This window comes from Pseudomonas sp. NGC7 (genome assembly GCF_047159675.1).
Classification (GTDB): domain Bacteria; phylum Pseudomonadota; class Gammaproteobacteria; order Pseudomonadales; family Pseudomonadaceae; genus Aquipseudomonas; species Aquipseudomonas kermanshahensis.
On record NZ_BAAFZY010000001.1, the window covers coordinates 3,250,649 to 3,263,805 of the forward strand.

A 13,157-nucleotide genomic window follows, 5' to 3' on the forward strand; every position below is an offset into this window, starting at 1 on the left:
GGCAGAGCGGCGCCTGATCAGAGCGGGTACAAAACGCGCCGCTCAGTTACCACTGAACATCTGCGCGGCGCGGGCGCGAATCTCGTCAGGGCTGAGGTCTTCCTTGTGGGTCGAGACGAACCAGATATTGCCGAACGGGTCCTTGAGGGTGCCGCTGCGGTCGCCATAGAACTGGTCCGTCACTTCGCGCAGCTGGGTGGCGCCGCATGCCAGGGCCTGGGCATAGACCTTGTCGCAGTCTTCGACATACAAGTGCAGGCCTACAGCCGCGCCCGCGAGTTTCTGGCTGGCGGTCAGGCCACCTTCCATGTCGCAGGGGTCGCCGAGCATCAGCGACGAATCGCCGATTTTCAATTCAGCATGCCCCACGCGACCGCCCGGGGCGTCGAGGCGGAACATCTCGACCGCGCCAAAGGCTTTCTTGTAGAACTCGATGGCCTTGGCGGCGTCGTTGATGCCCAAGTAGGGGGTGATGCTGTGCTGGCCTTCGGGGATGGGTTTGGCTGCCATGTTCGCTCTCCTTTGAAACGGGCGCCGGTTGGCGCCCTTTTGCTTAGAGTCGTTTGCACGGATGGAAAATCGACAGTGGCGGTAGACCGATTTTCTATAACGGCGGCCGTCAGAAGATGTAATCGGTGGTCAGGAAACTCGATTGGCGATTGCGGATGATCTCGCTGATCAGCGTCTTGTTGGCCTCCTGGAACTTGGTCGCCACCAACGTACGGATCGAGAACACACGCAGGGCGTCATGCACCGACAAGGTACCTTCGGCACTGTTCTTGCGGCCGTTGAACGGGTAGGTATCTGGCCCGCGCTGGCACTGCGCGTTGATATTGATGCGGCCGACCTGGTTGGCGAAGGTGTCCACCAGGCTGCCGATGGTCGCTGGGTCGTTGCCGAACAGGCTCAGTTGCTGGCCGTAGTCGGAGTCGAGCACGTAGTCAATGACGGTTTCCAGGTCGCGATAGGGCACCACTGGCACCACTGGGCCGAACTGCTCCTCGTGGTACACGCGCATGTCATGGCTCACCGGGTAGAGCAGGGCGGGGTAGAAGAACGAACCGCGGCTTTGCCCACCGCCCTCGTTGATGACCCGAGCGCCCTTGGCCGTGGCATCGGCTACTAGGCCATCGAGGTAGTCGACCTTGCCCGGTTCCGGCAATGGCGTTAGCGCCACACCGGGTTCCCATGGCATGCCAGGTTTGAGCGCGGCCAGTTTGCGCTGGAACTTTTCCAGGAAGGCGTCGACCACGTCTTCGTGGACGAACAGTACCTTAAGCGCCGTGCAGCGCTGGCCGTTGAATGACAGCGCACCCGTCACGGCCTCTTCGACCGCGTTGTCCAGGTCGACCTGGGGTAGCACGATGCCGGGGTTCTTGGCGTCCAGGCCCAAGGCTGCGCGTAAGCGGTGCGGGCGCGGGTGCAGTTTTTTCAGGTCGCTGGCGGCCTTGTGGGTGCCGATGAAGGCGAACACATCGACCAGGCCGCTGGCCATCAGGGCGCTGACAGTTTCGCGGCCGCGGCCATAAATGACGTTGATCACCCCCGGTGGGAAGCTGTCGCGGAAGGCTTCGAGCAACGGGCGGATCAGTAATACGCCAAACTTGGCCGGCTTGAACACCACGGTGTTGCCCATGATCAGTGCCGGGATCAACGTGGTGAACGTTTCGTTCAGGGGGTAGTTGTAGGGGCCCATGCACAATGCAACGCCCAAGGGGGCACGGCGGATCTGGCCGAGGGTGCCCTGTTCAAGCTCGAAGCGGCTGGAGCGGCGATCGAGGTCCTTGAGCGCATTGATGGTGTCGACGATGTAATCGCAGGTGCGGTCGAACTCTTTTTCCGAATCCTTGAGGTTCTTGCCGATCTCCCACATCAGCAACTTGACCACGGCCTGGCGCTGCTCGCGCATGCGCGCCAGGAAGCGTTCGACGTGCTGTATGCGTTCGGCAACGCGCATCGTCGGCCAGGCGCCACGGCCCTTGTCGTAGGCCTGCACGGCAGCGTCGAGCGCGGTGAGGGCGGTGTCGGCGTCAAGCAGCGGGGCACTGCCGAGAATGACCTGGCGCTCGCCGTCGGCTTCCTTCAGCCAGACCGGGCTGCGCACCGTGGCCAGAGGGCCGTCCCAGCGCCTGAGCTGGCCGTTCACCAAGTAGTCGCGTTGTTCCAGGGGGGCTTCCAGGCGCCAGGTGTCGGGGATGTTCTCGGCGGTCGGGAAAAGTGAATCGAGCAGACGGTCCATGGGTACTGCACCTCACATATCTGAGCGGAGTTCGTGCCAGGTGAAACGCTTCAGCTTCGAGCATGCACCGGTCACAGGAAAAACACCAGTCTGGCTCAATATTGCCTGCACTGCGCCGATGCAAAACTGGGCGGCCGATGCCGGCCGCCGAGTTGCAAGGCTGGCTAGCGCATCCGCGTAGGCAGCGCCTGTCACCTGGGTAACAGGCGATTTTTCGCCGCTCGCTACAGGGGAAGGCGGAACAGATTATAGGGCGGGTGCGTCAACCACGCCTGGCGTAGCACCAGGTCAGCATCGATGGCTGCCAGGCGCCGCCAGAACTCCGTGCGGGCTTGTTGCGGGCGGGTTATGAAAAAATCGTTTTCAAGCAACGGCCTGAGGTCGCGGCGGTACTGAAGTGGCAAGCGCTGCCACAGCGCGGCCTGTTCCGGGCCCGTCCCCTCGAAGAACTCTGCATAGTCCCCCTCACACACCAGCAAATCGACTTCATGGGCGGCATTGTAAGCATCGACCTGGGCAAGCATGCCTTCGCTCAGCCACTCGCTTTCCAGGCACAGGGCTTCGGCGGACGGGCCGGGGAGGTTGAAGCCCGCTGGCAACCGCTGAAACTGGTTGCCAGACAGGTCCAGGACGAGAGGCTCGGCAACGACGTTCAGGCCTAGGGGCAGCTCGGACAGGCCACACTCGGACAGAAACAGGGTTTTCAAGTGGTCAAGCCCGTTCAGGTCTGGCGCCTCCAGCAGCGGGTTGCCCGACAGGTCCAGCACGATAAGCCCGGCACACCGGTTCAGCGCTACCTGGTTGCGGTTATCCCAAGTGATGCGGTTGTTGTCCAGATCAAGCCAGGTCAATCGATCGGGGTTGGTCACACGGGGCAGGGCGTCGAAACGGCAATTGGACAACAACAAGCGTTTCAGTTTGGGGAAGCGCTCCAAGAATTCGGCAGGGAGCTGGCTGAGTGCTGGGTTGCTGTGCAGCGATACATGCTCCACATGGGTGAAGTCATCCGGCAGGGCCAGGCTGGCCAGGTCCTGGTTTTCCAGTTCGAGGCCGGAAAGGTCGAGGCTGGCAATCCGCCCCCCGCCTGCAAGTGGCACGCTCGACAGGCGTCGCCAAGCGTTGATGATTGGGCGGATCGCCCGCTGGCGTTGGTGCAGGCGCTGGGGGTCGGGGCGGGCCCATTGCTGCAGGTTGCGGCGCAGCGTATCCAGGCGTTGTTGCAGGTCGCGCAGCCTTTGTGTCGGTGAGCGAAGGTCATTGTCTTCAGGGTCGTTGCCAAGTACATCCTCGATCTCCGAATCAGTGGCATCGGGGTACAGGCGGCGATAGGCGCCGGCCAGTGAACCTGTGTGGCGTGGGTGCGGGGGTTGCGGGTCGAGTGGTCGACCTCCACGCAGTTGGACTGGGCGGGCGCGACGCCTGGCGCGAGGCCCCCACAGCCGTTGTGCAAGGTCATCTCGGTTGTCGTTGACCCAAGCCAGGACGCGCTGGCGTAACGTACGCCCGTTGGCCTGGAGGATCGCTAGCGCGTCGCGCTGGACTTGCGGCAGTGCCTGCTCTACAGCGCGGCACAGGTCCATGTCGCGCGTGGCGGGGGCAGGGCGTTGCCCCAGGTCAGCTTCATAGCCTTCTGCACTTTTGATCACCCGGCAGACGCGGCCTGCTGAGTTGCTGCCGATATGTTCAAGCAGAGGGCCTTCGGGGCTACCCGCACGTAGCTCCAGGCGCACATCGCGCGGCCAGTCGGGCAAGCCATCGAGGGCACTGAACAGCAGGCGTTCGCTATCGGCATCGGCCCGAGCGGGAACGAGCACGCCTTCCACGGCACGTACCAGAGGCAGTTCGCTGTGCGTGTGTTCAACTTGCTGACGTAGCCAGGCAGGTAACACCGCGTCGTTTTCCCAGGCGAGGGATTGCGCGGCGCTCAGTGGCGCCAGTAGACGCCTGCCGAGTACAGCCGACAGGCGAGGGTAGGCTTCCAGCAACGTGCGTGTTGCCGGTTCGATGGGCGCATCGCCGTTATACAACCGTTCGAACAGGTTGCCCGGCGCGTCGCTGCCCAGCGCAACCACCTTCGCTTGCGCGGCCATACGTTGCAGGGTGTCGAGCAGCAAAGCCGGTGGCGGCTGCCCTTCGAGGTGCACGCGGCGCAGGTACGCGGCATCGGTCCCACAAATGCGGCCAGCCAGCTCAAGTTGTTCGGGTGTGAACGCGGCGTAGCTTTCCCCCAAACGGCGAGCCAGTATTACGAAGGACCACTGTGATGGCTGTTCATGGCTGGCGCGCCAGGCACCCTGTTGATTGTGTTCCAGAGGTGGCTGCCAAGCGTCCTGCGCGTGTGGGTGCACAAGCCGCCACTGCTGTGTCTGCGTGTCCAGGCGCTGCTCGTAGAGGTGGTCATCCATGCGAATGAAGTACCGGCCATCGTGCAGGTACTGGCCTTGAGCATTGGCGTGCAGGTTTTCCGGCAATGTCTGGCTACTGCGGTAGGGCCTGAGATCTGGCTGCCAGAGCCGGTAGCGCCCATCGGGCTTGCGAACTTCCTGCAGGCTTTCCAGCAGTGGGCTTTTGAACAACTTCGGCACCACGTGCCCAGCGACTACCAGGCCCCCGATCATGGCCAGGTTCAGGCCGACCGCCTCCAAGTGATGCAATGCCAGGTGGCGGTCACCCTGATGCCAGGCCTCATAGCCTTCGTACACTTCGCCAAGCAGTTGGCATGCCGTCACTGCCAGCATCAGCGTGCCCACGGCGGGGATGAAGAAGCCAGCCAGGTTGAGCGCGTCCATGCCGAGGTCTTCCCACGCTTGCAGGCGGTTTGCCCGGGCCGTAGCGTCGGCTTCGGCAGTCGGCACCGCCAGCTGGCGAGCTTCGCGTTTGAGGCGGTCAAGGTGCAGCGCCTGATAATAAGCAAAGGGTTCCTCGGTGATTGCCAGCCGAGTGGGGCGCAAATCCGCCTCAGGGGCCCGCTGCCATGCCTTGTCGTCGGCAGAAGCGCCTGAGGCGTCAAGGTTTTGGTGCAGCAAGTCGAGAAAGTGCTGCTGCTGACCCTGCTCCACGTACGCCATGAACGTCTGCCGGTCGGTGGGTTCCAGCAGCAGGGCCGCCAGTGCCTCGTGTACAGCCTCAAGGTCGGCGCATTGACGCAGGGCCTGGTCGTGGCCTGGCAAATAGAGCAGCAGCCCGGTGATGCCGGTGTCGATCAGCATCACCTCATGCAAGGTGATACCGAACAGTGCCAGTTGCCAGCAAGGCATCTCGTTGCCCTGCAGAAACAGGTCGACTTGGTCGCGCGCGGTGCCGGTGAGCACATGCCGTAGGTAAGCCAGGTCGGCCGCCAGGCGCAGCCTGTCCTTGTACACGGCCATGGCCTGCTCGCGTACAGGGGGCTTAGCGAAATGCTGCTCCAGATGGTCTTGGTACTGCTGCCCCAAGTCCAGCGAACGGCACAGCGTGGCAAAGGCAGCGGGTGTCAGCGGTAGTCGCTCCACTTCGTACCGTTCCGAGACCAGAGGAAAATGCGCCGGAGATGTTTGCGGGCCCAGTACCACAGTGCCTTGTAACTGGACGGTTGTGACTTGGATGTTGGCGCTCAGGGCAATGGCGCTTTGGGCGCTGAAGTGTTCGTCATCGGCGAAGTTCTGCAGCGCGGCCTGCAGCAGCGTGTCACGACGATGACTGTTCAGGTAACGCATGCCTGCCCAATGCCAGGTGCTTTCTACTCGAAGCAGTTCGGTAGCACGAAGTGGCGCGCTGCAGCCGAGTTCGGCAAGGCGTGCCGTCAGCCGGGGCTCAGCGAACGCAGTGATCTGCTCAAGCCCCTCAAGGGTGCGGGCCAAGGTGCTTTGCGAGCGCAGTAGGCGCGACTGGCTACGGTGCACGGCCTGACGAAGATCAGGCGCGGCATTTGCAAACCAGGCCTGCGTGTAATAGGCCGATAGTTGACTTTGCCTCAAGCTGTGCCATTGAGGCGGGGCTATTTGGTGTGCCCAGGTGGGCAGCTGTGTTTCCAGCAGTGTTCGATGCGGTTCAAGCGTTGAAAGGGATGGCATGTCGATGCTCCTTTATGAGGAGAGAGCATCAAACGGTATTGGTTAATAACCAGGTGGTAACCCGGTATTGCCTGCAACTCAACAGGCGTCATGTGTTAGCGTCACACGATCATCAAAATAAAAAGAGAATTTTGACGTCATAAAATAGATTGGCATGCTGTCAAAGTGCCGCTTGCCAAACCGTTGCCTGGCATCTTAAATTGTTACTGAATGTGAGAGTGAAGTTTCGATAGTAATCTTTTGTATATCAGTGCGTTGGGTGTGTTTATTACAGCTAATTATGATCTTGTTCTGATCTGCCCATAGACAACATCAAAGGACGTCGAAGAAGAATGAAACAGCACTTGGCAGCGGTGGCACGAAGACTCATCTCTCCTTCGACGCGCTACGAGATCAGGCTGCTTGCCAGCCAAGTCCGTGAAGTGCTTGGCCGAGCCTGTGTCTGGCGGTGGGAGGTCGCCAGGTTCAGGCTGCAGCAGGAAAGCCCCTACGAAATCCTCTACATCGGGCGCAAGCAGCAGCGCGAGATGGCCAAGCTGCTGATTGGTGGCAAGGCTCCGGGCAACGCTCCGGTTGCCGGCAGCAGTGCAGAGCCAGACGCGTCGAACCATGTGGTGGTGGTGAGTGAAATACCCACCACAGGGGCGTTGTCCGTGCCGCACTACCTGAGTGCCGTGGTACCACTGGGGCGAACGCTGGATGACATTACCGCCCGCTACGACAGCGAGTTGCGCCGTAGCATTCGTAAGAACCGGCCGCTTTATCAGATGAGGCAGACGCTGTCGGATGAAGAAATCGCAATGGCTGACAGCCAGTTGCTGCGCCCCTATGCCACGGCCAGGCAGGGTATTCATGCTGCGCAGTTTCCCACGGACGATGTGTTCCGCATTGCCAAGAGCGTCGGGCGCCTGGACCTCATCACCTTGGGCGACGAAGTGATCGGTTGCCACCTGGGTTGTGAAGTCACGCGCGGTGGCAAGCGCTACTGGAGCACCCTGCGTTTTGGTTATAGCGAAGCGGTGTTTTCAGATGCGAAAAAACTGCGTGAGGTGAACTCCATCACCACCTTCATGGCGCTGGAGTGGGCGTTGCAACATGGCTTCGATTATTACGACATTGGCCTGTGCCTGGCGCGGCCGGATGACGGTTTGCTGAAGTGGAAAAGACGGCGCGGTGGCGACATTGATTCGTTGGGCAACCACGCCTACCTGTTCGTGCGGCTGCCCAAGACCGGGACGGCGAAATTTCTTTGGGAAACGCCAATGTTCGCGGTTGAAGGCGACAAATTGACACTGCACCTGGGCTTACCGGACGGGCCGAGCGATGAAGAGGTCGCCAGCCGGTACCACGAGATGGTCTTTGGCGGCCTGCACAAGATTTATCTCTATGGTGACAAACGTTCGGGCGAGTCGTTTATCGAGACCTTACGCACGCGTTACGCCAATTTACAGTCGCCGCCGACGATGGAAAGGATCACATCCAACTGAGTCGTTCTAAGGCTTGTGACCACGCCACTCCGGGGAGCACTTCATGGGCAGCGATATCTCCAAATTCAGCGCACCGTCTGCCGGTAAACGGCATAAGTGGACCCTCGCCGCATACAAATACATGGCGCGAAAGCGGCTTGCACGTAATTCTTCCATCGACCTGAAAAGCATCGCGTCAAAAAGCTGGGATATCGCGCCTGGTGAAACAACGGTTTCCCCGCCCGCCTTCTATTTGCCCAATCAGCTGGAGCGGGTGACGGGGTGGGAGGCAAAGCGCTTCTACCCCTACGTGCATCCCGCCCGCACGATGGAAGGTGGGCTCAGCGTGGCGCAGGGCCCTACCCGTGGGTACCTGATCAAGGACGTGTGGTTGGTCGATGGCGCGCTCTACAAAGGCAAGGCCAGCCACTGGTTATCCTTGAAACCGAGCACCTTCCCGCGGGTTGTGGTGGAGCACGAGATCGAGCGCGCGGCCATCTACTGCACGCAAAATGGCAACTCCTGGTTTGGCACCTGGTTGATGGAAGACTGCGTCACCTATGCCCTGGCCTGCAACGAGGGCGTGCCGGTGACCACTGCGCCCTCTGCGCGCTACCCACTGTTTACCCAGGCGCCGGCTTATGAAGACTGGCTGGGCATGAAGCCCCTTCGTTTGCGCAGCGCGTTTTTCCGTGAGCTGGTGCTGTTCGACGACCAGAGCAACAACCAAAGCCGCCACTTGCGCTACCGGGCCATGGGCGAAAAGCTGCTGTCGCATGTGCCCCACGAACCACACCCCGGTGTATTCATATTGCGTGGTGGCGACGGCGACTTGCGCTTCCTGCGTAATGAAATGGCCGTAGCAGAGCACCTGCGCACGCACAGGGGCTTTCGCATTGTCGACCCGCTGAAAACCGACGTGCCGAGCATTATCGCGGCGTGCGCCGGCGCCAGGGTGGTGGCTGGGGTCGAAGGCAGCCAGCTGGTTCACGGCGTGAACGTGCTGCAGGCCGGCGGCTCAGTATTGACGTTGCAGCCACCGAACCGTTTTGTCAGTTACTACAAATACCTGACAGACCGCGACCAGCAGCACTTTGGCTTTGTGGTGGGCATGCCGGAAGGCGATGGGTTCAGGATTGACATCGATGAGGTTGAGCGCACCCTGGATTTGATGCCGGTGTAGCAACCTGTTAAGCCTCAGCTAAAAGCGCCAGATTTCGTTCGTAAGGCCAACCATTAGCTTTTGGTTTCTCAGCGATGAAACGCAAGGGCTTGCCTCCTTCACGTCTTCGATTGATCAGCTATCACAATAGCGCCAGCCGCCGGGGTCGCCTGTGCGGCTACTATCATTGAAATGTTTGCTATATCAGCGCCTTACACTTAATTGCCCATACTCTGGCAGTACCAAGAAACGCCTGCAGTTTATGTGTGACGGCATTTTGACGAAGCCACCCCTTGCTCATTGAATTTTATTATGGTGTCGGATCATTGACGTAGTGTCATTGTGCCCATAAGCTCAAATCAACAGCGAGGAAGTCTCCCGCTAAACCCACCAATAAATATTTTTATTATCCTCTTTATAGGAGGGGGTTATGCGCTCGACACTGTTCATTAAATCAATCTTCTTGTTGGTGCTTTTAAGTGGCGCTGCACGCGCTGCTGATTCGTATGTCAATCAAAACAGTGTCATTCCTGTCGCAACGGCAGGGTGGTTCTTCGCCTTTGCAGTGATCGGTTTTGTTGCCGTTGCCAACAGAAGAAAGATTTAAACGTTCTCGCCTGGCAAGGGTAATAGGGGGCTTTAACAGTTGATCAATTACGGGGCTTTTTTGAGCTGTCGGTAAATTGACGTCTGAGGTTTGTTGTTGATGGCTTCGCAGCCGCTGACAGCTTGTCAATTTTCCAACTGTTGCTATATTCCAGTGGCGACTCATCGCCATTAGCCGTAGGGTGTCGCAGCGGGCGGGTCAGGCAGGGTGTCGAGGTGTCAAGGTACGGGGCCTCCAGGAAGGATGAGGCCATCGCAGCAGGCAGTGCGGTTGCGAAGTGGAGCGAGAGTTGGTGTGCCGTTCTCATTCAGTGCTCTTTGTCAGGCCAGTAGGCCGGAGGGACCCTCATGGTACGTTCATTGTGTTCCGCTTTTTGCGTGCTGATGCTGTGGTCTGGTACCGGCAACGCGGTCGAAAATAGCGCAGCTTATCGGCTCAGCCCTGGCGATGTGGTGATGGTGTCCGTCTGGCAAGAGGAGAGCCTGCGTCAAGAAGCCACCGTGCTACCCGATGGCAGTATCACCTTCCCCTTGGCAGGGCGGATCGATGTCGCTGGCCTTGATGTCACGGCCGTTGAAAAACAGGTCGCTGCCAAACTCGAAAAATTCCTCCCCGACCCGAACGTCAGTGTTGTCGTCAAAAGCATCGCCGGCAACCTTGTGTACGTGCAGGGCAAAGTGATCAAGCCAGGGCCCGTACAAATGGCGGGGCCCACGGCCGTATTGCAGGCCTTGAGCATGTCGGGTGGTTTGGACAAATTCGCTGACGAAAGCGACATCAAGGTGGTTCGCGGCCAGGGGGCTTCCCAACGGATTCTGCCCGTGAGATATAGGGACCTGGTTTCCGGGCGTGACATGTCCACCAACATTCAACTTCAGGCTGGCGATACGCTGGTCGTTCCTTGATCTTGCCTTAATAAGAACACTTAATGCCTCTTCTTAGAACAACTAGCATTGCAACGGCAATCATGGTCTTGCCGTTTACGGACGCGGTCCAGGCAGCAAATTGGCAGTCATCGGTGGTGGTACCGACCTCGGTCGAATACGACAGCAACCCGTTGTTGCTGTCGTCTGAAGAAAAGGGAGTGACGCGCACCATCATTGCGCCCGACTACACCCTTGTCGGTACCTTCGACCGCGACGAATTACGGTTGGGTCTTGGCATGCACGTGTTGCGCTCTTCAGACACGGACATCGTCGACGACCGCGAAGACCCCAATGTAAGCCTGGGCTGGCAACGCGACACCGAGAAAGGGCGTTTTGGCCTGGTGGCCCAGTACAACGAAAGCTCTACGTTGTCTGGCATTGTCCAGGACACCGGCGTGGTGACCACCGACGGCACGCAGAAGCTGTATACGCTGGCGGGTAATTGGAGCAGCGCCATAACCGCGCGCAGCACATTGTCCAACGAAACCAAGTACAGCCGAGCGCGTTACGACATCAACACGCTGACTGGCTACAACGAGCTTGGCAACGTGACAACCTGGACCTACGCCTGGAACGAGCGGGCCGATGTGTATACCCGGTTTGGGGTGAGGCGCTATGAGCCCGAACAGGACCTTACTGCGACCGCCTCTAACAGCTATACCCCTGCAGTTGGGGTGAAGTATCAGTTCTCGGAGCGCCTGAGTGCCGATGCGCACGTTGGCGTCAACCAGGTGTCCGGCTCTGAAGGTGGTCGGCGCGGGGAGGGCGGGGCTTCGCTGCTGTATACCGGCGTGCGTTCCGACCTCAGCTTGAGTGCCGAACGCAGCACGGTCGCCAGCGCGGAGGGTGGTTTTGCCGAGCTCGACATGGTGCGCGGTATCTACAGTTACGCGGTCAACGAGCTGACCCGCGTCGGCGCCGATGCCACCTGGCAAGACAGCAAAGGGCAAACCCCCAACACACTGCAAATGTACAGTGTCTGGGCCAGCCGGGAATTTTCGCCTTTTTGGGATCTGCGCCTATCGTTGATGTACAAGGAGCGGCGGCAGGACGATGCACCCACTGCGGATGCAACAATTGTTGGTTTGACGTTGACGTATAGGTACCCCGACCTCTGAACTTCAGCCTGGTGGCCTTTATGAAGTCTGACTACGAGCTTTCCCTTAAAGATTACATCGCCATCATCAAGGATAGGGCCCTGTTATTAGGGATCAGTATCGTAGTCATTCTTGCCGCGACCGTGGTGGTCGCGGTCAGCGTGCCACCGATCTATCAGTCCACCGGGACCATTCTGGTGGAGTCGCAACAGATTTCCCCCGAGCTGGTATCGGCGAACAACAACAGCTTTGCCGATGAGCGCATCGAGGTTATTCGCCAGCGCGTCATGACCCGCGAGAACCTGCTGCGGATCATCGACAAGTACAGCCTGTTCGCTGACAAGCGGCTCAGCGAAAGCGACAAGATCGACCAGATGCGCAATGCCATCGTGGTCGCTACCCTCAGCACGTTCGTCAGAGGGCGGGGTGAGGCCACGGTCGCATTCAATGTGTCCTTCGAGCACAAGCAAGCCCAGGTGGCCAAGGATGTCGCCAACGAACTGGTGACGCTGTTCCTCAACGAAAACCTCAAGCAGCGCACCGAGCGCGCCAACGAAACCACCGAATTCCTAACCCAGGAAGCCAACAAGCTGGGTGCCGAGCTTGCCAGCCTGGAAAACCAGCTGGCGGACTTCAAGCAAGCCCACGCCAATGCCTTGCCTGAGCACCAGTCGCTGCGCATGAGCATGCTGTCGCGTTCGGAGCTCGAGTTCAGGGAGGTCGACCGCGATTACAAGACCGCGCAAGAAGAACTGCGTTACCTGGAGCTTGAACTGTCGGCGGCCAATGCCGGCTTGACCACCAAGGCTGACGGTACCCGGCCGTCCAGTGCCGACCAGCCACAAGATCTGCCCAGCCTCAAGGCCGAGTACGCCCGGCTGCTGACCAAATACAAGGACGCGCACCCGGACGTGGTTGCGGTCAAGCGCAAGATCGATGCCCTGCAAGCCAGCGGCGGCGGCAGCAAGGCTGCCTCGTCGGTCAGCCTCGATGTGGCGCGGGTGCGTGCGCGGATTGGCGCGGCTCAGGAGCGCATCACCTCACTGGCGGAGCAAAAGCGTGAGTTGGTGAAGAAGATGGAAGGCTACGAGGCGGAGATTCTTGAAGCCCCGCAAGTGGAGCGTGGCCTGGTCACCTTGATGCGCGACCACGACAACGCGCGCAAGAAGTACGAAGAAATCCGTGCCAAGGAAATGGGCGCGAAAATTACCGAAAGCCTGGAACAGGAAAACAAGGCAGAGCGTTTTGTGCTGCTGGAGCCACCGCTGCTGCCCGAAAAGCCGATCAAACCCAACCGCAAGAAAATCGCCGCCCTGGGCCTGGTGCTGGCACCGGCAGGCGGTGGCGCGTTGGTGATGCTGTTGGAAATGCTCAATCAACGGGTACGGGGTGTAGGGGCGCTAGAGAGCGTGTTGGGCAAGCGTGTGCTGGTGACGGTGCCCTTCATCACCACCCAGGCGGAACTGGCAAAGCGTAAACGCTGGCGCAACCTGCTGATCCTGGCGGTGCTTGTGCTGATTGCTATGATGGTAGTGCTGGTGCACGTGTTCTACATGCCGTTGGATGTGTTGCTGTTCAAGGCTATGGCGCGGTTTGAATAGGGAAAGC

General features: G+C 59.7%; 9 protein-coding genes. 6 read left to right on the plus strand and 3 right to left on the minus strand.

Going from position 1 to position 13,157, the window contains the following annotated elements:
• Positions 1 to 42 precede the first annotated feature (42 nt).
• From ACMCNM_RS14815 to ACMCNM_RS14825, 3 genes are all read right to left on the minus strand, one after another.
• On the minus strand, positions 43 to 510 hold the full coding sequence (locus ACMCNM_RS14815; protein ID WP_099429457.1) for a VOC family protein: 468 nt from the start codon (positions 508 to 510) through the stop codon (positions 43 to 45).
• 109 nt (positions 511 to 619) lie between these two features.
• Positions 620 to 2,239 carry an NADP-dependent glyceraldehyde-3-phosphate dehydrogenase gene (locus ACMCNM_RS14820; RefSeq protein WP_027596757.1) on the minus strand — a complete coding sequence of 540 codons (1,620 nt, stop codon included), beginning with the start codon at positions 2,237 to 2,239 and terminating at the stop codon, positions 620 to 622.
• Positions 2,240 to 2,463: 224 nt separating this feature from the next.
• A complete protein-coding gene (locus ACMCNM_RS14825; protein WP_412764752.1) occupies positions 2,464 to 6,120 on the minus strand; it encodes a dermonecrotic toxin domain-containing protein in 3,657 nt (1,218 codons plus the stop codon).
• Positions 6,121 to 6,623: 503 nt separating this feature from the next.
• On the opposite strand from ACMCNM_RS14825, the gene ACMCNM_RS14830 reads away from it, so the two are divergent.
• The 6 genes from ACMCNM_RS14830 to ACMCNM_RS14855 all read left to right on the plus strand — a co-directional run bounded on the left by ACMCNM_RS14830 (position 6,624) and on the right by ACMCNM_RS14855 (position 13,150).
• Positions 6,624 to 7,778 carry a hypothetical protein gene (locus ACMCNM_RS14830; RefSeq protein ID WP_339549159.1) on the plus strand — a complete coding sequence of 385 codons (1,155 nt, stop codon included), beginning with the start codon at positions 6,624 to 6,626 and terminating at the stop codon, positions 7,776 to 7,778.
• 43 nt (positions 7,779 to 7,821) lie between these two features.
• Complete coding sequence (locus ACMCNM_RS14835) at positions 7,822 to 8,940, plus strand: glycosyltransferase 61 family protein (RefSeq protein ID WP_186676817.1); 1,119 nt, start codon at positions 7,822 to 7,824, stop codon at positions 8,938 to 8,940.
• A 409-nt stretch (positions 8,941 to 9,349) separates the two neighbouring features.
• Positions 9,350 to 9,526: an EPS-associated small membrane protein EppA gene (gene eppA / locus ACMCNM_RS14840; RefSeq protein ID WP_077068395.1), complete on the plus strand. Its 177-nt coding sequence runs from the start codon at positions 9,350 to 9,352 to the stop codon at positions 9,524 to 9,526.
• Between the two features lie 347 nt (positions 9,527 to 9,873).
• Positions 9,874 to 10,431 (plus strand): polysaccharide biosynthesis/export family protein, encoded by a 558-nt coding sequence (locus ACMCNM_RS14845; protein ID WP_027596761.1) that lies wholly within the window; start codon positions 9,874 to 9,876, stop codon positions 10,429 to 10,431.
• 23 nt (positions 10,432 to 10,454) lie between these two features.
• On the plus strand, positions 10,455 to 11,570 hold the full coding sequence (locus ACMCNM_RS14850) for a hypothetical protein (protein WP_085273383.1): 1,116 nt from the start codon (positions 10,455 to 10,457) through the stop codon (positions 11,568 to 11,570).
• A 20-nt stretch (positions 11,571 to 11,590) separates the two neighbouring features.
• Complete coding sequence (locus ACMCNM_RS14855) at positions 11,591 to 13,150, plus strand: GumC family protein (RefSeq protein ID WP_099454019.1); 1,560 nt, start codon at positions 11,591 to 11,593, stop codon at positions 13,148 to 13,150.
• The last annotated feature ends 7 nt before the right edge of the window (positions 13,151 to 13,157 follow it).